Origin of the sequence: Pseudarthrobacter sp. NPDC058196, assembly GCF_042882685.1 — a bacterium.
GTDB lineage: Bacteria > Actinomycetota > Actinomycetes > Actinomycetales > Micrococcaceae > Arthrobacter.
Genome location: NZ_JBHVVN010000010.1, coordinates 175,079 through 192,764, shown reverse-complemented (window position 1 = coordinate 192,764; position 17,686 = coordinate 175,079). Strand labels below are relative to the sequence as shown.

Genomic DNA, 17,686 nt, shown 5'->3' with positions numbered 1-17,686 from the left:
AATTTAAGGGAGGAATTGTCCGGCCAGCGAGCCGCTTTCCAATCCCACCCCTTGAATGGACGCAACCCCCATGCCTTCCGCGATTTCCGCGCCGTCCCCTGCCCGTTTTCCCTACGCCGCCATGGCGGTCCTGGCCACCATAGCCTTCACTGCCATCACCACGGAGCTGCTGCCGTCCGGGCTGCTGCCGCAGATCAGCTCCGGCCTTGGCGTGTCCGAGCCAGTGGCCGGATACCTCGCTGCCGCGTACGCCGCCGTCATTGTCGTCACCGTGGTTCCGGCGGCGCGGCTCCTGGGTAAGATTCCGCGGCATGCGCTCCTGGTGGCGCTGGTCCTGACGTTCGCGCTCAGCAACGCCATGGTGGGGCTGGCGCCGGACTTCACCTCGGCGATGATCGCAAGATTGGTGGGCGGATTGGCGCACGGGCTGCTCTGGACCACCATGGCGCCGTTCGTGGCCCGGGTGGTCCCGGCGGACAAGGTGGGCAAGGCCTTGGCCATCGTGTTCAGCGGCAACAGCCTGGGGTTGGCCATCGGGGCCCCGGTGGGCACCGCCCTGGGCGGGTTCCTGGGGTGGCGGACGGCGTTCCTGGTGCTGGCTGGCTTCGGGGTGGTCCTCACCGTCCTCGCGTTCTGGCTGCTCCCCCGGGTCCGGCGCATTACCGACGCCGCCCGGCCGTCGCTCCGCAAGGCCATTGGCCAGCCCGGCGTGAAGTCTGTGGCCGTCGCCTGGCCGCTGCTGGTTTTGGCCCACTTCGCTCTCTTCACATACATCGCGCCCTTCATTCGTGAGGCGCACCTGCCGGACTACGCCACCAGCCTCTCCCTGACCGTACTGGGCGGCTCGGGCCTGCTGGGCATCTGGATTGCAGGGCTGACCGTGGATTCGCGCCCGCGCCGTTCGCTGATCATGACGACGGCGGCCATCGCCGCTTCGATGTTCTTCCTCCCCCTGGCGGTGGGGAACCTCCCCGTCACCTTGGCGCTGATGACGGTTTGGGGGGCCGGCCTCGGGGCGATCGGCATCTACAACCAGTCGGCGATCCTCCGGGCCGGCGGTGAATACAGCGAGGCCGCCAACGGGCTGACCGTGCTGACCATCCAGCTGGGCATCACCGTCGGCGCACTCTACGGCTCCGGGGCGCTGGTGGCGGGCGGACCGCTGCTGGTTCCCGTGGCCGCCGCGGTCCCGGTGGTTGCCGCGCTGGTGATCACCTTTGCTGGGAAGAAGTACGCCTACCCGCCGGGCCCGCGGGAGCGGGTCTGGCTGGAGCCCCGGCCGGTGAAGGAAACCGTCACAAAAAGCCCCTGATTGTCGACACCGGGCAGTGGGTGGGGTATTGTACCACGCCTTGCCCGCGCGTAAACTCAAACCGCTGGGTTACGTGAAGGTAACAGGTCCTGGACTCAGACCGGGACGGGCGGGCGTTGACCCTTGCCCACGCATAAGGATGACTGATGCGCAGACTGCCCAGCGACATCACCGGTACACCGCCAACAATTTCCCTTGGCCGCGTGCTGCGGTACCGACTCCGTGAGGCAACAGCGCCATCACCGGAGTAGTGCGGCTGGCACCCACTGCGCGGGTGGCCACCGATCTTATTGGGGAGATGCTGGGAACATCGCTGCCGGACCCCGGTCCCGCGCAGCAAGAGCAATTGGCCACTTGTGGAAGTGAGCACACCATGAAGAGCATCACGCGCGCCCGTTGGGGCGTGGGTGTCGCCTGTCTGGCTTTGGTCCTTGGCGGAACCACTGCGGCGCAGGCAAATCTGTCCGGCAGTGCCTTTGAAGGCAATGACGGCAACCTCGTCGTCAACACCCCCGGCAACCTGGACTGGGCCAACGTGCCCGGCCGGCACACCGGCATCGACAGGCCCACGGGACAAACAGACAATTCATTCGGCCAGGGCACCAAGGAAGACAACGCCGCGGTTACTGTCGTCACGGGCGCAATCCCGCCCAACAAGAACGACCTCACCCGCTTCTATGAGGCTTCGGAACAGGCTTCGAACGGCGACATCTTCCTGTACCTGGGGTGGGAACGGCTGGTCAATATAGGCAACGCCAACCTTGACTTCGAAATCAACCAGAGCGCCACCACCGGCTTCACCGGAACGGCCTCCGGCCCGCTGGCCCTGAACCGCACCGCTGGCGACCTGCTGGTCACGTACGATTTCGGCGGGAGCGGCACCCCAACGCTGGGCCTTAATTTCTGGGTGACGTCTGCCACAGGCTCGGCGAGCGACTGCTTCTCGGCCAACGCCCTGCCCTGCTGGGGTAAGCATGTGACCCTCGGCAGCACCACCGCCGAAGGCGCAGTCAACGCTGCCACCGTCTCCGAGCCGATAGCGGGCGGCACTCTCACCACCGGGCTCTTTGGTGAGGCGTCCATCAACCTGACGGCCGCCGGCGTCTTCCCGGCCGGTGTCTGCGAGGCATTTGGTACCGCATTCGCCAAGAGCCGCTCGTCGTCGTCCTTTACCGCTGAGTTGAAGGACTTCATCGCCCCGATTGCTGTCAACATCAGCAACTGCGGCAGCATCACCATCAACAAAGTGACGCAAAACGAGCCAGTTCCCGGAACGCAATCCTTCGCCTACACCACGTCGTCGAACCTGACTCCGTCCAGCTTCACGCTGAACAACGCCGGCTCACGGACCTACACAAAGCTGGGGTCCGGAACCTATTCGGTGACTGAAGGTGCCCAGTCTGCACCATGGAGCTTCGTCTCGCTGACATGCGACACGGCATCGGGAGTGACCATCACCGGGCAGCAGGCGTCGATCGCCCTCGGCGCGGGCCAAAACGTGACGTGCACGTACACCAACTCCTTCACCAAGGCACAGCCCACCGTCGCCACCACCCAGGACCTCATTCCGAATGACAATTTCATCCTGTCTGCGGGACTCGGTACTCCCACGGGAAGCATCACGTTCAACCTTTACGCCCCGAGTGACTCGACCTGCTCGGGAACACCCGCGTACACCCAAACCGTGACCGTGAATGGGAATGCAACGTACAGCACCACCAACAGCGCGTTCCACGCCACCACTGAGGGAACCTGGCGCTGGGCTTCCAGCTACACCGGAGACGCCTACAACCTCCCGGCATCATCCGCGTGCGGCGTTGAGCGCTTCACCATCGCCAACAGTTAACCGACCGTAAGGCCGGAAGGCAGAAAAGGAGGTCCCCGGCTCAAAAAACCGGGGACCTCCCCCATGCCCACCGCCGGGCTGTCCGGATTCGACTCACGAACCGGGTACCCAGTGTCTGTCGCCGGGAAGTCCGGCAGTCGGCGTCGTCCCCTACGGCCCGCCAGTCATTTCCGGTGCTTGGCCACGGTGAACAGGAAGGTGGAGTCCTCCTCGGCTGTCAGGCTGTGCAGGCCGGGCGGGACGATCAGCAGGTCCCCCGCCTTGCCCTGCCAGGAGTCCTCCCCGGCTGTCAGCCTGACGCAGCCGCGGATCACGAACACCGTGGCGTCGCCGGGGTTCTTGTGTTCGCTCAGCTGGGTTCCGGCCGCCATAGCCATCACGGACTGTCGGAGGACCTTCTCGTGGCCGCCGTAAACGGTATCGGCGGCACGGCCGGTGGGGGATGCGAGCGCTGCTTCGAGCTGCTGGCGCGCCAGGGCGTCGACCGATATCTTTTGCATGCGCCCAAGGCTACCCAGTTGCCGTCAACCTGGCGACCAGTTCCCCACGGCTGCCCACCCCCACTTTGTCGAAGATGGATTTGAGGTGGTCGTGGACGGTGTGCGGCGAGATGGACAGGTGCCGGGAGATGTCCGCGTCCGGGCAGCCTGCCATGAGTTCCAGGCAGACTTCCTGTTCCCTGGGGGTGAGGCCGTAGGCAGCCAGGAGCAGGGTGAGCAGCTGGCCGGTTGTGGCCGGCTCCACGGTGACCACCATCTGCACGGGATCGTCCCCGGTGAGGAGCCGGCTGGCCTGAAGGACCACCCAACCGGCGTCGAGGTCCCGCATCCGGGTCTTCGCCGTCCCGGTGCGTGATGCCCTTGCCTGTGCCACCACGGCGTACAGCACCATGCTGAACCGGCCCGGGGCCGCGTCCTCGAGTGCCTGGAGCCACGTAGTGGCGGCCGGGGTGGCGGCGCGCAACTCCCCCCGATCGCCGGCGAGGACGATGACCGGACCTTCAGGCTGCCGCCACACCCCGTGGTGGGCGCGGGCGGCGATGCGGGTGGCGGCGGCAAGCGCGGCCGTGACCGCTGCCAGGAATTCCACCTCCCGGTCGCTGAAGTCTCCCGCCCCGCTCCGGAACAGGCTGCCCACTCCCCAGCACGACTGGTCCACACGGAACGCGCCGCGCAGTTCATGCACCAGTCCCAGCGGGCGCAGGAGGTCGTTGATCCGGATGCTGCCGGCGACCGCACGGCCCGGCGCGTCCGATATCCGCGCCACCGGGTGCGGACGGCGCATCAACTGGGCGAAGGTGTTCGGCTCGTTCCCTTGGTACTCGGATTGGGCGAACCGGACGGCGTACTCGTCGGTTACGGGCCAGGGCCGCCAGTTGATCACCGAATTCATCACCATGGTGTCGGGGTCGACGCCGGCCCAGCAGGCTTGGTCGAACGGCACCGACTGCCGGACCAGTGACAGGGCGGCGGCATAGAGGGCGGCCAAGTCCAGTCCGTCTGTGGCCAGCGCGGCGATCTCCCGCCGGGCACGCTCAGCGCGTTCCTCCCACATGGGTCCAGTATCCGACTCCCCGGGCCGCCGTGGAATCCCCCATTCCGGGGATGGTACACACCAGTCCCGCGGCCCTACCCTTCCGGCATGAGCATCATGTCCCAGGTCTTTGCGGTGCTGGCGGTGGCCATTTACGTGGGTGTCTTCCCGGTGGAGAGTTTCCTCCTCCCGCGCCGCAGATGGGCGCAGAAGTTCCTCAGCACGCCGCCGGAGAACGTGCCCGCCGTGATGATGTGGGCCATCCCCACCGGGTACAAGAACCTGGTGATCGCGCTGGGAGTAGCGGCCGGGCTGGTGGCGGTCAACATCGGCGAACCCGTGGTGGGGTACACGTTGGTGGTCTATTGCTGCCTGAACATGGTCCTCACCGCCCCCACCATGCTGCTGGCCGACCTGCAGGGCCACTACCCGAGGCGGTGGGAGAGCCTCCCGGGGACCCTGGCCGCCACCCTTCCCGCCCTGCTCTCTTTGCTCTTCCTGCCCCTGGGGCCCTAGTCGACCTGGCCGCCGGTGTACCGCCGGCTCGTCCGCCGGGCGTTTCCGCCCACGCGGCTCCCGGCGCGAACCGACTGCCGAAAACCCTTGATAGGTGACCATTTAGTCACCTATCATGGGCGGTATGGACGACGTGTTCAAAGCACTCTCCGACCCCACCCGCCGGGACCTGCTCGATGAGCTGTTCCGCGAGGACGGCCAGACCCTGAGTGCGCTCGAGGCGAGGTTCAGCATGACCCGCTTCGGCATCGCCAAGCACCTGCGCATCCTGGAGGACGCAGGCCTGGTGGCCACCCGCCGTCGGGGCCGGGAAAAGCTGCACTTCCTCAACCCCGTGCCCATCCGCCTGGTCCATGACCGCTGGGTCAGCAAATACGCAGAACCATGGGCCGCTGCCCTCAGCGACCTCAAATCAAGATTGGAAAGTCCCATGGAAAAGATCTTCGAGATTTACATCAAGACCACCCCGGAACGGCTCTGGGAAGCCATCACCGACAGTGATATCCGCAGCAAGTACCAGTTCGGAAACACCCTGGAGTCCGACTGGACACCCGGGGGCAAGTTCGTGATGGGCAACCCCAAGGCCGGGGAGGCCCTGGGCGAGGGCGAGAACCTGGAAGTGGATCCGCCGCGCCGTCTTGTCCAGACCATGCGCGCGCTGTGGGGCGACGACGTCAAGGCCGAGGGCACCTCGAAGATCACCTGGGAAATCGAAGCGGTGGGCGATTCATGCCACCTGACCGTCACCCACAGTGACCTGCGCGAAGGCGCCAACGAACAGCTCTACGGCGGCTGGCCCATGATCCTGTCCGGCCTGAAGACCTGGCTTGAGACCGGTGAGAAGCTCACCACGCCCGGGTCGCTGATGTACACCTAAGTCCCCCGGACGCCAGCTGACCACCGGCAGCTGCGGACGGCAGCACGGCACGGACACACCCGGCCCACCCGCGGGTCTAAGGTCATCTCATGGACAGCGGCACCCTGGTCAACATCGCTCTGGTTCTCTGTTTCGTTCTGTTGGGCGGAGTCTTCGCCGCAGCGGAAATGGCCCTGGTGTCCCTGCACGAGGGCCAGATCCGGCGCATCGAAAAATCAGGCGACTCCGGGGTCCGGACCGCCGCCTTGGCGCGGAACCCCAACCGGTTCCTCTCCACGGTCCAAATCGGGGTGACCCTGGCCGGGTTCTTCTCGGCGGCGTACGGCGCCTCGGCGATCGCGCCCGTCGTCGTGCCCCTGCTGCAAGCCGTGGGATTCGGGGCCGCAGCCGGGCCGGCGTCGTTCGTCGGCATGACGCTGCTGGTGGCCTACCTGTCCCTGGTCCTGGGCGAGCTGGCACCCAAGAGGCTGGCCCTGCAAAACCCCGTGGCCCTGACCAGGATCCTTGCACCGCCGCTGATCACCCTTTCCAGGGTCATGCGGCCGGTCATCTGGCTCCTCTCCGTCTCCACCGACGCGGTGGTACGGCTTTTTGGCGGCGACCCGCATGCCAAGCGGGCAAGCATCACGTCGGAGGAGCTGTGGGACATGGTGGCGGAAAGCGAGGCCCTCGAGGAAAGCAACCGCCACATCCTGGCCGATGTGTTCGGCGCCGGGGACCGGACACTGCAGGAGGTCATGCGGCCCCGCACGGAAGTGACCTTCATCAACGGGACAACAACGGTCGCTGCCGCCCGCGAGATGGTCAGGGACGGCCCCTACTCACGGTTCCCGGTGATTGGCAGGACCCCCGACGACGTCCTGGGCTTCGTCCATATCCGAGACCTGATGCCCCGGGACGAGGCACAGGACCAGGCGCCGATACAAGACATTGCCAGGACCATCCTGGCCATGCCGGGAACCAACAGGGTCCTCCCGGCGCTGTCCCGGATGCGCAAGACCAACCAGCACATTGTCCTGGTGGTGGACGAATACGGCGGCACGGACGGCGTGGTCACGCTCGAAGACCTCGTGGAAGAACTCGTGGGCGAGATCTACGACGAGTATGACACCGGCGCCGAGCACGAAGACCGCGTCACCGTTGCCAATGGCTCCATCGAGGTGGACGGCGGCCTGATCCTGCAGGAGTTCACGTCAGCCTCCGGAATCCTGCTGCCCGAGGGGCGCTACGAAACGGTGGCAGGCTTTGTGATGTCCCGCCTGGGGCGCCTGGCGCAGGCCGGTGACCGGGTGCAGGTCCCGGGGTACGTGCTGACGGTCCTCAGCATGGACAAGCTGCGGATTGCCCGGGTCCTGGTCACCCCGGTGGCGCCGCCGTCGGGTGCCGGCGCGTAAAGGAGGCTACGCCTTCTGCTGCCGCCACAGCAAGGAGATCCCGAACGTCACCGCGCACAGCACCAGCATGGCCACCACCATCCGCATCCAGCTGTCCTGGTGCACCCCGCCGGACGCGAACACACCGATCATCACAGTGGCGGTGATCGCGCCCACGTAACGGCACGTCTGGTAGATCCCCGCTGCGACGCCGCGGTCCTGCGGCCGGGTGGAGACGAACATGCCCTGGTTGGAAGCGATGCTGACGGTTCCGTACGGAATCCCCATCAGCGCAGTCAGCACCACCACGAACGGAACGGCCAGCGTCCCGGTCAGCAGCCACATCAGTGCCGCCACAAGCGTCAGGAGGACGACGCCGGCGAGCAGCACCCGGCGCACACCGAACCTTCCCATCGCGGAGACTGCCCACGGGGTGGCCACCACCGACATCCCGGCGAGGGGCAGCATCAACAGGCCCACGACGCCGGGATCGTAGCCGCCCGCCTCCTGCAGGAGCTGCGGCAGGCCGAAAAAGACGAAGTAGTAGACGCTGCTGAACACCGCGAACGCCAGGTACACGAGCATGAGGGGCCTGTTGCGGCCCAGCAGCCGCAGGTCAAGGAACGGCTTGGCGAACCGGAGCTCCCGCCAGGCGAAGAGCCCTGCGACAACAACGCCGGCGGCCAGCATCCACCAGCGGTAAGCCGGCGCCACGTTCAGCGCCGCCATCATAACCAACAAGAGTGCACCGATAAACCCGGCAATGCCCGGAATATCCGAGTCCCGCATCAGCTGCGCCACGCTGCCGCGCTCACGGACCTGGTCCGCCGGTGCGGCCCGCCGCACGATCAGCAGCGCCGCCACCGCCAGCGGAACATTGATCAGGAACAGCGACTGCCAGCCGACGAAGCCCACCAGCAAACCCCCGACGACGGGACCCACGGCAGCAGCCGACGTATTCGCCATTTGGAGCCGGCCCAGCGGCCGTGCCGAGTCGACCTTGGCCCGGTGCGCAATCGCCCCCACCATCACCACGGCACTGGGATACGCCGTGGCGGTACCCAGTGCCATGACCGCCCGTGCCACGCAGAGCAGGGCAAAGTTCGGGGCCAGCGGCGCCACGGCGCAGGTAATGGCAACCAGCCCCATGCCCAGCATGAACATCCTTCGTGGCCCAAACCGGTCCGCCAGCCTGCCCATCACGGGCTGGCCGGCCGCGGAGGCAAGGTAGAAGGATGTGACCACCCAGGTGACGGCGGCGACGTCGAGCCCGAAATCGGCGCGCAGCACCACCAGGGCCACGGCGATCATGGAGGAGTTCAGCGGGTTCAGTGCCGTGCCCAGGCTGAGGCCTGCGACGGCCAGGGCAGTCCGTGGGTTGTTGCTCACGGTAACAGTCTGGCCCAAAGCGCTCACCGGGAGCGAGTCGGCGGACCGCTGCGCGGGCGTGGCGTTGGCTACCTGCCCGCCACCCCAACCGGGAACAGCGCATCCTCAACGGCCCGGGTCAGGTCCCTGATCACCTCGGCCTGCCCGTCATCGGCCACGCCGTCCGGGTTTTCCGTGTAGATCACCAGTGCGAAGGTCGAGCCGCGGTAGCTCAGCAGCGCGGCGTCGTGCAGTTCACCGGAGAGCTCCCCGTATTTGTGGTGGACGTCGATTCCCGCCCTGGAGCCGGCGGGAATGAGGTCTTCGTTGTTGGTGTCCTGCATGTAGCTGAGCAGGTCGGCGGTGTTGCCGGCGTTGAGCAGCTCCCCCGCGTACAGCTTCTTCAGGATCAGGGCCATGTCCGCAGCGGTCAGCAGGTTCTTTTCGGGGTCGTAGGTAACGCCGATGGAGGCCGCGTAGGCAATCAGCTGGGGGTAGCCGACGGCGTCCATCAGCAGCTGCCAGGAGTCGTTGTTGCTGTCATTGACCATGGCTTTGAGCTGGAAGGCGGCGTCGTAGTCGCCCATGGGCTCATCGAGGGCGGCCTCGCCCTTTTCCACCAGGTGGTAGTAGGCAGCGGCCGTCAGGACCTTCGCGGTGCTGGCTGCGGTGAAGGCATCGGCGTCCCCGAACGTGCGTTCCGCGCCGCCGGACACGTCCGCGAGCGCCAGCCCGATCCGGTACCGGTCCGCCTCGTTGAGGATGGTGTCCACGCTGTCCTGCAGGGACGCGGGGGCTGCCGCCACGGGTGCCGGCGGCGCCACCGGCTGGGTGGGCGCCACGGAACCGGTCGGCGGCTCGGACCGGGCCACCGCAAGGGCGACGGTTCCGGCGATGACCAGCACTACGGCAAGTGCCAGGATGGCCAGCCTCCGGAGGCCGCGGCTCCTGCCCGGGGCCGGCCGGCCGGGCGGCGGCGGCGGAGCGGCGCGACCTGGTGAGGGCACCTGGGGGTGCTCGGACATACAAGGGCTCCTGTCCTGCCTTGGCAATCACAAACAACGTCAGCGCGGCGTTGGGCCGCGCTGACAGATGAGATTAAATCACCGGAGTTTGGGAGCTTCCTGAAGACTTGCGGGGCGTTCCACGGGACCACCCGGGCGGCGCGAAACCAATGCTCGCGCGACCCCTGGCTACGCGCGGGCCCGGGCCGAGAGCGCGGTCTCGAGGAATTCCACGTGCGCCGGCGCCACGGCCACCACACTGTCGGAGTACTCCGGGTGCTTGGCCAAGAACTTCTTGATGAACGGGCACACCGGGACAATTGACGTCCCGGCCTCCACCGTCGCGTCCAGGGCAGCCGCCGCCAGCTTCCCGGCCAGGCCCTGCCCGCCGTATTCCTCGTTGATCACCGTGTGATAGAAAACCCGCTGTGGTGACGCGCCGCCGTCGTAATCCTGGTAGGCGGCCTTGCCAATCACGTTCCCGCGGTCGAGGATCTCGAAGCGGCTGCGCTCGGCGTTGTGGCGGACGGTGATGTCACTCAAGGGAAACTCCTTCGTTGCGGTCGTGCTGCCCGTGCAAAGCCTAACCCCGCCCGGGCAGCACTTATTTCCGCTAAAGAGGAGTCCCTGGTGGCATCACCGTCCGCCCCGGCTCAGCTCAGGTAGCCGTTCGGATTCAGGACGTACTTTGTGGCTGCGCCGGCGTCGAACTCGGCATAGCCCTTGGGGGCGTCTTCCAGCGGGATCGCTTTGGCGTTAACGTTCTTGGCGATATGCACCCGGTCATTCAGGATGGCCATCATCAGCTGCCGGTTGTACTTCATGACCGGGCACTGGCCCGTGGTGAAGCTCAGCGACTTGGCCCAGCCCGTGCCAAGGCTCAGCGACAGGGCGCCCTTCTTGGCGGCGTCGTCGACGCCGCCTGGATCGCCGGTGACGTACAGGCCGGGGATGCCCAGTGCCCCGCCGGCCGCCGTGAGCTCCATCAGCGAGTTCAGGACCGTCGCGGGCGCCTCCTGGGCGTCATGGCCGTGGCCCTTCGCCTCGAAGCCGACGGCGTCCACACCGCAGTCCACCTCGGGGACGCCGAGGATCTGCTCGATCTGGTCCTTCGGATCACCCTTGGACAGGTCCACCGTCTCGCAGCCGAAGCTGCGCGCCTGGGACAGCCTGCCCTCGTTCATGTCGCCCACTATGACGACGGCGGCACCGAGCAGGTGCGCGCTGGTGGCTGCTGCGAGGCCCACGGGACCGGCCCCGGCCACGTACACGGTGGAACCAACACCCACGCCGGCGGTGACTGCGCCGTGGAACCCGGTGGGGAAGATATCCGAAAGCATGGCCAGGTCCAGGATCTTCTCCATGGCCTTGTCCTTGTCCGGGAACTTCAACAGGTTCCAGTCGGCGTACGGTACCAGCACGTAGTTCGCCTGGCCGCCCACCCAGCCGCCCATATCCACGTAGCCGTAAGCGCTGCCGGGCCGGTCCGGGTTCACGTTCAGGCAGATGCCGGTTTTGCGCTCCTTGCAGTTCCGGCAGCGGCCGCAGGCGATGTTGAACGGCACCGAGCAGAGGTCGCCCACCTTGATGAATTCGACGTCGCGGCCTACCTCCACCACTTCCCCGGTAATCTCGTGGCCCAGGACCAGGTTGGGCGGAGCCGTGGTGCGGCCGCGGACCATGTGCTGGTCCGAACCACAAATGTTGGTGGCCACCGTCTTGAGGATGACTCCATGGTGGACCGGGCGCCCCACGTTGGCGGGGTTGACCCCCGGCCCGTCCTTGAGCTCGAACGTGGGGTAGTCAATATCAATTACTTCGACCTTGCCGGCTTCCTTGTAGGCAACGGCTTTGTTCCCTGTCATCTATCGCTCCTGTAGTCAGGTCCGTCCGGTGGGACGGCAGTGATCTGGGTAGGTTGAGAAACCCCGAATATGGGACCCGCCCTGCTTGGCTGGCGATTCCTGATGACGACCAGGTGCAGGTTCCCGGCTTGGGGTCCGCCCAGTCTAGGCAGGCACCCGTAAGCGGTCTAGGGGTACGCGCCCCATTGTTTATCGGGGCAAATGTTTATCGAGGCGTCCCCAAGGGGAAGCGCCTATAGTGGCGTACGCTGCACCCACCGGCTTACGCGCGCGCAGGCGGGCCGGTCCCCAGGCAAGTTCTACCGTTGAGGAGAACGGCATGAAAACACGCACTATTGGACAATTGACTGTTTCCGCCTTGGGCCTTGGCTGCATGGGCATGAGCGAGTTCTACGGCGACGGCGACGAGCAGGAATCGGTTGCCACAATCCACGAGTTCCTGGACGCCGGCGGATCGCTGCTGGACACGGCGGACATGTACGGGCCCTTCACCAACGAACAGTTGGTGGGCCGGGCAATAGCGGGCCGGCGCGATGCCGTGGTGCTCGCCACCAAGTTCGGCAACGAACGCCGCGAGGACGGTTCCTGGGTGGGCATCAACGGCCGCCCCGAGTACGTCAGGTCGGCCTGCGATGCCAGCCTCCAGCGGCTGGGCGTGGACCACATCGATCTCTACTACCAGCACCGGGTGGACAAGACGGTGCCCATCGAGGACACCGTGGGCGCCATGGCGGAACTGGTCCAGGCCGGAAAGGTCCGGCACCTCGGCTTGTCCGAGGCATCGGCGGATACCATCCGCCGGGCCCATGCGGTGCACCCCATCACGGCGCTGCAGACCGAATATTCGCTCTGGGAGCGGGAACCGGAAACCAAGGTGTTCCCCGTGCTCGCAGAGCTGGGAATCGGGTTCGTTCCTTACAGTCCGCTGGGCCGCGGGTTCCTGACGGGACAGATCCGCAGCGTGGACGACTTCGCCGACGACGACTTCCGCCGGCACTCGCCGCGGTTCCAGGGCGAAAACTTCACCCGGAACCTTGAGCTCGTGGACCGGGTGAAGGAGCTGGCCGACCAGAAGCAGTGCACTCCCGGCCAGCTGGCACTCGCCTGGCTGCTGGCACAGGGCGAACACATTGTCCCGATCCCGGGGACCAAGAAGCGCGAGCGGCTGCGCGAGAACCTGGGTGCGGTGGATGTAGAGCTCAGCGCCGATGAGCTGCGTCTGCTGGACGAATTGGCCCCGGCGGGGTCGACAGCAGGCGCCCGCTACCCGAACATGTCCACTATCGACACCTGAGCCATCCGGTGCTTGCAAAGGAGAAATCATGACAGTCAACGACGACGAAGCCCAGGTTCTGGATCAGTGGACCCAGCGGCTGGCGCAGGCATTGCAGATCCTGGACCTCGACGTGGACCAGGAGCTGTTGCTTGACCTGGCGCGCAAATCCGCCGACAACGTGATCCATGCGGCCGCGCCCATCACCACGTTCCTGGTGGGGTACGCGGCGGCGCTGGACGCGGGGACGGGCAGCGCCGGGAGCCGGGAGGCGGCGTCGGCTGCCGTGGCCAAGGCGGCCCGGGTCGCCTTGGGCCTGGTCGACGACGGCGCGCACGGCGGACCTGCCGGGCGCGGCTGGGCGGACACGGGGCAGTAGCCGGCAATGGCCCGCAGGCTCCCCGCCCTGTGGACTTTTCCCCTTCGCGTGACGCGGGGAAAAGTCCACAGGGCGGGGAGTCGCTCGTTCGCGTGCCGCTGGGGAACGGTCAGCGGGGTTTCGACAGGCCAACAACCTGTCAGCCTGCGGCCGCGGGCTCCTCTTCCAGGACTTTCACAGGTTCGAGGCGGACGATGACGGCCTTGGACGCCGGGGTCTGGCTTCCCTCCGCGACGCTCTCCAACGGGACCAGGACGTTGGCCTCCGGGTAGTACGCTGCGGCGCAGCCCTTGGCGGACGGGTAGGACACCACCCGGTAGTTGCGGAGGACGCGTGCCACGTTGTCCTTGTAGACGCCGTGGATGTCGACGTGTTGCCCGTCGGCGAGGCCCAATTCGGCAAGGTCCGCGGGGTTCACGAACACCACCTCGCGGCCTTTCTTGATACCCCGGTAGCGGTCGTTGTTGCCGTAGATGGTGGTGTTGAACTGGTCGTGCGAGCGCATGGTCTGCAGGATGAGGGTCCCGGCCGGCCGGTCAACGTGTTCGAGTTCGTTGACGGTGAGCATGGCCTTGCCGGTTGGGGTGTTGAAGGTGCGGGAATCCCGTGGACCATTGGGCAGCACGAACCCGCCCTTTTGCCTGACTTTCGTGTTGTAGTCCTCGCAACCAACCACCACGCGGGAGATGTGGTCCCGGATCAGGTCGTAGTCCTTTTCAAACCCGGCCCAGTCAGCGGACGTCCGGTCCCCCACCGTGGCGGCGGCAAGCCGGCACACGATGGCAACTTCCGAGAGCAGCCCCGGGGCCACCGGCTCCACCACGCCATGGCTGGCGTGGACGGCGCAGACGGTGTCCTCCACCGAGACGAACTGTGGGCCGGAGTCCTGCCGGTCGATCTCGGTGCGGCCCAGGGTCGGCAGGATCAGGGCCTCGGCGCCGGTCACGGCGTGGGAGCGGTTGAGCTTGGTGGAGATCTGGACGGAAAGTTCAGTGTTCTCCATGGCCGCTTCGGCGGCCGCGGTATCTGAAATGGCGCCCACGAAATTTCCGCCGAGCCCTACGAAAACCTTGACGCCGCCGTCGCGCATTCCACGGACGGTCTGGACCGCATCCAGGCCGTGGTCGCGCGGAGGCTCGAACTGGAACTCCTGGCCAAGGGCGTCCAGGAAGGCCGGCGGCATCTGTTCCCAGATTCCCATGGTCCGGTCGCCCTGAACGTTGCTGTGGCCGCGGATGGGCGAGGCGCCGGCACCGGGCTTGCCGATGTTGCCGCGCAGCAGGAGCAGGTTGATGATCTCCTTGATGGTGGCAACGCCCTTCTTCTGCTGGGTGATACCCATGGCCCAGGTGATGATCACCTTGTCCGCCGCCACGTAGCGGGCCGCCAGTTCATCGATTTCCTCAGACCGCAGGCCTGTGGCTTCCAGTACGGCGGCCTCGTCCAAGTTGGCCAGGTGCGCCCACAGTTCCTCCAGGCCGTCGCAGTGCTCGGCAAGGAAGGCGTGGTCCAGGACTTTCCCGGGGTTGGCGGCCTCGGCGTCGAGCACGCGCTTGGACACCGCCTGGAGCAGCGCCATGTCACCGCCGATGCGCACCTGCAGGAACTGGTCGGCGATTTGGGTGCCGTGGCCGATGATGCCCTTGACCTTCTGCGGGTTCTTGTACCGCATCAGTCCGGCCTCGGGCAGCGGGTTGACAGCGACGATATGGCCGCCGGCTTCCTTGGCTTCTTCCAACGCAGTCAGCATGCGCGGGTGGTTGGTGCCCGGGTTCTGGCCCATGACGATGATCAAATCCGCCTTGCCGAAGTCATCGTAGGACACGGTGGCCTTGCCCACGCCGATGGTCTGCCCCATCCCCCACCCCGAGGATTCGTGGCACATGTTGGAGCAGTCGGGGAGGTTGTTGGTGCCGAAGGCGCGGATGAACAGCTGGTAAAGGAAGGCAGCTTCGTTCGAGGTGCGGCCACTGGTGTAAAACGTGGCCTGGTTGGGGTCCGGGAGGGACTTCAGCTTGTCAGCCACGACCTGGAAGGCGCGCTCCCACGTCACCGGACGGTAGTGGTCCTCCCCCGCCGCCTTGTAGACGGGCTCGGTGAGCCGGCCCTGCATTCCCAACCAGTATTCGGACCGCTTCCGCAGTTCGCTGACCGGATGCTCTGCCCAGAATTCGCTGCCGACCACCACCGGGGTTGCCTCCCAGGTGACGGCTTTGGCCCCGTTTTCGCAGAACTCGAACGTCTTGCGGTGGCCGGGATCAGGCCACGCGCAGCTCATGCAGTCGAAGCCGTCCTTCTGGTTGAGGGCCAACAGGGTCTTCCGCGACCGCTCCACGCCCATGTGCTCGACCGCCGGCTGCATCGAGTGGTAGACGCCGGGGACACCCGCGGCCCACGTCTTGGGGTGGCCGGTCACCTCGAGATCGGACTCCTCTGGTTCTTCGACCTTCGGGTTTTGGCGCGCCACAACATGCTCCTTGTTCGCCGGCTCCCGGAAGGACCGGCTGGATTGGCGGATATGTCACTCCACAGTTGTTGAGCATTCCCGTGAAGTCAAGCACCCGGGCCCTGGCGTAGGCTGGTTCCCACGGCTGAAGCAAGCGGCCATTGTTTCCATCCGTGCGGAGCCCTTTTCCATGTCCGACGAACCTGCCCTTCGCGCCCTTGCGGCCTCGTCCTTCTCCCTGGAGGACCTCCGGGACGGCCAACTGGCCGGCATGGCCGCCCTCGCCGATCGCCGCGACGTCCTGGCCGTGATGCCCACGGGGTACGGAAAATCCGCCATCTACCAAGTCGCAGCCCTGCACCTGCACAACCTCACCGGGCGTCCCGCCGTCGTGGTTTCCCCACTGATCGCCTTGCAGGAGGACCAGCGTGAATCGCTGGAGGCGGCACTGGGGCCGGATGCCGCCGTCGCCGTCAATTCCTCACACAGCGACACCGAAGTCCACGCCGCGTGGCAGGCGGTGGAGGACGGCACGGCAGTGTTCGTGCTCCTGGCCCCGGAGCAGCTTGCCCGGCAGTCAACGGTGGACCGGCTCAACGCCTTGGAAGTGTCCCTGTTCGTGGTGGACGAGGCCCACTGTGTCTCCTCCTGGGGCCATGACTTCCGCCCGGACTACCTGGGCCTGAGCAATGTCCGGGAACAACTGGGCAACCCGCCCGTGGCCGCGCTGACCGCCACCGCTTCCCCGCCGGTGCGCGATGAGATCGTGGAGCGGCTGGCAATGAAGGACCCCGTGGTCCTGGTCCACGGCTTCGACCGGCCCAACATCAGCCTGGCCGTGGTCCGGCACCACAAGGACAAGGACAAACGAAAGGCGGTGGTGGGGCAGGTGGCAGACCTGGCCCGGACGGGAAAGGGCCTCCTTTACGCCGCCACCCGGAAAGACACCGAACAGTACGCGGACCGGCTGGCGGCAAAAGGGCTCCGCGCCGAGGCGTACCACGCCGGCCGCCGCGCCACGGACCGGGAACGCGTCCACGAGCTGTTCCTGCACGACCAATTGGATGTGGTAGTGGCCACGACTGCCTTTGGCATGGGCATCGACACGCCGAATGTCCGTTTCGTGGTCCATGCCGACATACCGGAATCGCTCGACGCCTACTACCAGGAGATTGGCCGGGCCGGCCGGGACGGGGATTCCGCGGCCGCCGTGCTGCATTACCGCTCGGAGGACCTGGGGCTGCGCAAATTCTTCAGCACCCACTCCCCCGACCCCGGCTCGCTGCTGGCGGTCTTGAAGGTCCTCAAAGCCGCCAAGGCTCCCGCGCCGAAGTCATCCCTGGCCGAACTGACGGGCTTCCCGGCACGGCGCATCACGGCGCTGGTCAACCAGCTGGAGGAGATCGGAGCCGCCAGCAGCGGGAAGCGGGGAATCCGGCTGACGTCCAGTGCCAAGCCGGCCGCGCTGGTCGAGGAGGCCGTGGAGCTTGCCGAAGCCCGGCAACGCGTGGATCGGTCCCGACTGGGCATGATGCGCGCCTACGCCGAGGCGGACGGCTGCCGGCGGCAGTTCCTGCTGGGCTACTTCGGCGAGGATCTGCCCAAACCATGCGGAAACTGCGACGCGTGCACGGCGGCCGTCCACCAGGCAGCCGCGCGCGCCGCCGGCACGTACGCGGACGACGACGGCGGCCCGGCCTACAGAGCCGGCGGGCCGTTCCCGCCACAGTCCGCAGTGGTCCACAAGGAGTGGGGCCCGGGCCTGGTGATGCGGCAGGAGGGGGACGTGATCACCGTCCTGTTCGAGCAGGAGGGGTACAAGACGTTGTCCCGGTCCGCCGTCGTGGAGCACCAGCTCCTGAAGCCCGCTTAGGTAGGCTGGGGAAACCTCCGA

At 66.6% G+C, this 17,686-nt stretch carries 15 protein-coding genes; 8 read left to right on the top strand and 7 right to left on the bottom strand.

The genetic code is table 11. From position 1 onward, the window contains the following. Positions 1–70 precede the first annotated feature (70 nt). On the top strand, positions 71–1,312 hold the full coding sequence (locus ACFVVC_RS15855; protein WP_387455201.1) for an MFS transporter: 1,242 nt from the start codon (positions 71–73) through the stop codon (positions 1,310–1,312). Positions 1,313–1,685: 373 nt separating this feature from the next. Continuing rightward, a complete protein-coding gene (locus tag ACFVVC_RS15850) occupies positions 1,686–3,158 on the top strand; it encodes a hypothetical protein (RefSeq protein WP_387455199.1) in 1,473 nt (490 codons plus the stop codon). 164 nt (positions 3,159–3,322) lie between these two features. Here the strand turns inward: ACFVVC_RS15850 and ACFVVC_RS15845 are convergent, their stop codons facing one another. After that, positions 3,323–3,658 (bottom strand): cupin domain-containing protein, encoded by a 336-nt coding sequence (locus ACFVVC_RS15845; protein ID WP_387455196.1) that lies wholly within the window; start codon positions 3,656–3,658, stop codon positions 3,323–3,325. A 10-nt stretch (positions 3,659–3,668) separates the two neighbouring features. Beyond that, entirely contained in the window at positions 3,669–4,712 is a 1,044-nt protein-coding gene (locus ACFVVC_RS15840) for a helix-turn-helix transcriptional regulator (protein ID WP_387455193.1), read from the bottom strand. Positions 4,713–4,799: 87 nt separating this feature from the next. Between ACFVVC_RS15840 and ACFVVC_RS15835 the strand changes: the two genes are divergently transcribed. The 3 genes from ACFVVC_RS15835 (at position 4,800) to ACFVVC_RS15825 (ending at position 7,478) form a co-directional block, all read left to right on the top strand. Next, positions 4,800–5,207: a DUF1304 family protein gene (locus ACFVVC_RS15835; protein WP_387455191.1), complete on the top strand. Its 408-nt coding sequence runs from the start codon at positions 4,800–4,802 to the stop codon at positions 5,205–5,207. Positions 5,208–5,331: 124 nt separating this feature from the next. After that, entirely contained in the window at positions 5,332–6,084 is a 753-nt protein-coding gene (locus ACFVVC_RS15830; protein WP_387455188.1) for an ArsR/SmtB family transcription factor, read from the top strand. A gap of 89 nt (positions 6,085–6,173) precedes the next feature. Then, positions 6,174–7,478, top strand: a complete 1,305-nt coding sequence (locus tag ACFVVC_RS15825) for a hemolysin family protein (RefSeq protein WP_387455185.1) — start codon at positions 6,174–6,176, stop codon at positions 7,476–7,478. Between the two features lie 6 nt (positions 7,479–7,484). Here the strand turns inward: ACFVVC_RS15825 and ACFVVC_RS15820 are convergent, their stop codons facing one another. From ACFVVC_RS15820 to fdhA, 4 genes are all read right to left on the bottom strand, one after another. Further along, positions 7,485–8,846, bottom strand: coding sequence for an MFS transporter (locus ACFVVC_RS15820; RefSeq protein ID WP_387455182.1), 1,362 nt, complete (start codon positions 8,844–8,846; stop codon positions 7,485–7,487). Positions 8,847–8,914: 68 nt separating this feature from the next. Then, positions 8,915–9,850, bottom strand: a complete 936-nt coding sequence (locus ACFVVC_RS15815) for a serine hydrolase (RefSeq protein WP_387455179.1) — start codon at positions 9,848–9,850, stop codon at positions 8,915–8,917. Between the two features lie 168 nt (positions 9,851–10,018). Beyond that, on the bottom strand, positions 10,019–10,372 hold the full coding sequence (locus ACFVVC_RS15810; protein ID WP_387455176.1) for a GNAT family N-acetyltransferase: 354 nt from the start codon (positions 10,370–10,372) through the stop codon (positions 10,019–10,021). Between the two features lie 110 nt (positions 10,373–10,482). After that, entirely contained in the window at positions 10,483–11,694 is a 1,212-nt protein-coding gene (gene fdhA, locus ACFVVC_RS15805) for a formaldehyde dehydrogenase, glutathione-independent (protein ID WP_387455173.1), read from the bottom strand. 319 nt (positions 11,695–12,013) lie between these two features. On the opposite strand from fdhA, the gene ACFVVC_RS15800 reads away from it, so the two are divergent. After that, on the top strand, positions 12,014–12,988 hold the full coding sequence (locus ACFVVC_RS15800; protein WP_387455171.1) for an aldo/keto reductase: 975 nt from the start codon (positions 12,014–12,016) through the stop codon (positions 12,986–12,988). A gap of 28 nt (positions 12,989–13,016) precedes the next feature. Continuing rightward, positions 13,017–13,346: a DUF6457 domain-containing protein gene (locus ACFVVC_RS15795; protein ID WP_308931919.1), complete on the top strand. Its 330-nt coding sequence runs from the start codon at positions 13,017–13,019 to the stop codon at positions 13,344–13,346. 139 nt (positions 13,347–13,485) lie between these two features. Here the strand turns inward: ACFVVC_RS15795 and ACFVVC_RS15790 are convergent, their stop codons facing one another. Next, positions 13,486–15,813: an FdhF/YdeP family oxidoreductase gene (locus ACFVVC_RS15790; RefSeq protein ID WP_387455167.1), complete on the bottom strand. Its 2,328-nt coding sequence runs from the start codon at positions 15,811–15,813 to the stop codon at positions 13,486–13,488. A gap of 169 nt (positions 15,814–15,982) precedes the next feature. Here ACFVVC_RS15790 and ACFVVC_RS15785 point away from each other — a divergent pair, with 169 nt between their 5' ends. After that, positions 15,983–17,665, top strand: coding sequence for a RecQ family ATP-dependent DNA helicase (locus ACFVVC_RS15785; protein ID WP_387455164.1), 1,683 nt, complete (start codon positions 15,983–15,985; stop codon positions 17,663–17,665). Positions 17,666–17,686: the final 21 nt, after the last annotated feature.

Excerpts from the sequence above, each read along its gene's own strand:
- ACFVVC_RS15850 (WP_387455199.1), top strand. The coding sequence starts at position 1,686 with ATGAAGAGCATCACGCGCGCCCGTTGGGGCGTGGGTGTCGCCTGTCTG.
- ACFVVC_RS15830 (WP_387455188.1), top strand. The coding sequence starts at position 5,332 with ATGGACGACGTGTTCAAAGCACTCTCCGACCCCACCCGCCGGGACCTG.
- ACFVVC_RS15800 (WP_387455171.1), top strand. The coding sequence starts at position 12,014 with ATGAAAACACGCACTATTGGACAATTGACTGTTTCCGCCTTGGGCCTT.
- ACFVVC_RS15795 (WP_308931919.1), top strand. The coding sequence starts at position 13,017 with ATGACAGTCAACGACGACGAAGCCCAGGTTCTGGATCAGTGGACCCAG.
- ACFVVC_RS15840 (WP_387455193.1), bottom strand. The coding sequence starts at position 4,712 with ATGTGGGAGGAACGCGCTGAGCGTGCCCGGCGGGAGATCGCCGCGCTG.
- ACFVVC_RS15845 (WP_387455196.1), bottom strand. The coding sequence starts at position 3,658 with ATGCAAAAGATATCGGTCGACGCCCTGGCGCGCCAGCAGCTCGAAGCA.
- ACFVVC_RS15835 (WP_387455191.1), top strand. The coding sequence starts at position 4,800 with ATGAGCATCATGTCCCAGGTCTTTGCGGTGCTGGCGGTGGCCATTTAC.
- ACFVVC_RS15825 (WP_387455185.1), top strand. The coding sequence starts at position 6,174 with ATGGACAGCGGCACCCTGGTCAACATCGCTCTGGTTCTCTGTTTCGTT.
- ACFVVC_RS15855 (WP_387455201.1), top strand. The coding sequence starts at position 71 with ATGCCTTCCGCGATTTCCGCGCCGTCCCCTGCCCGTTTTCCCTACGCC.
- fdhA (WP_387455173.1), bottom strand. The coding sequence starts at position 11,694 with ATGACAGGGAACAAAGCCGTTGCCTACAAGGAAGCCGGCAAGGTCGAA.
- ACFVVC_RS15785 (WP_387455164.1), top strand. The coding sequence starts at position 15,983 with ATGTCCGACGAACCTGCCCTTCGCGCCCTTGCGGCCTCGTCCTTCTCC.
- ACFVVC_RS15815 (WP_387455179.1), bottom strand. The coding sequence starts at position 9,850 with ATGTCCGAGCACCCCCAGGTGCCCTCACCAGGTCGCGCCGCTCCGCCG.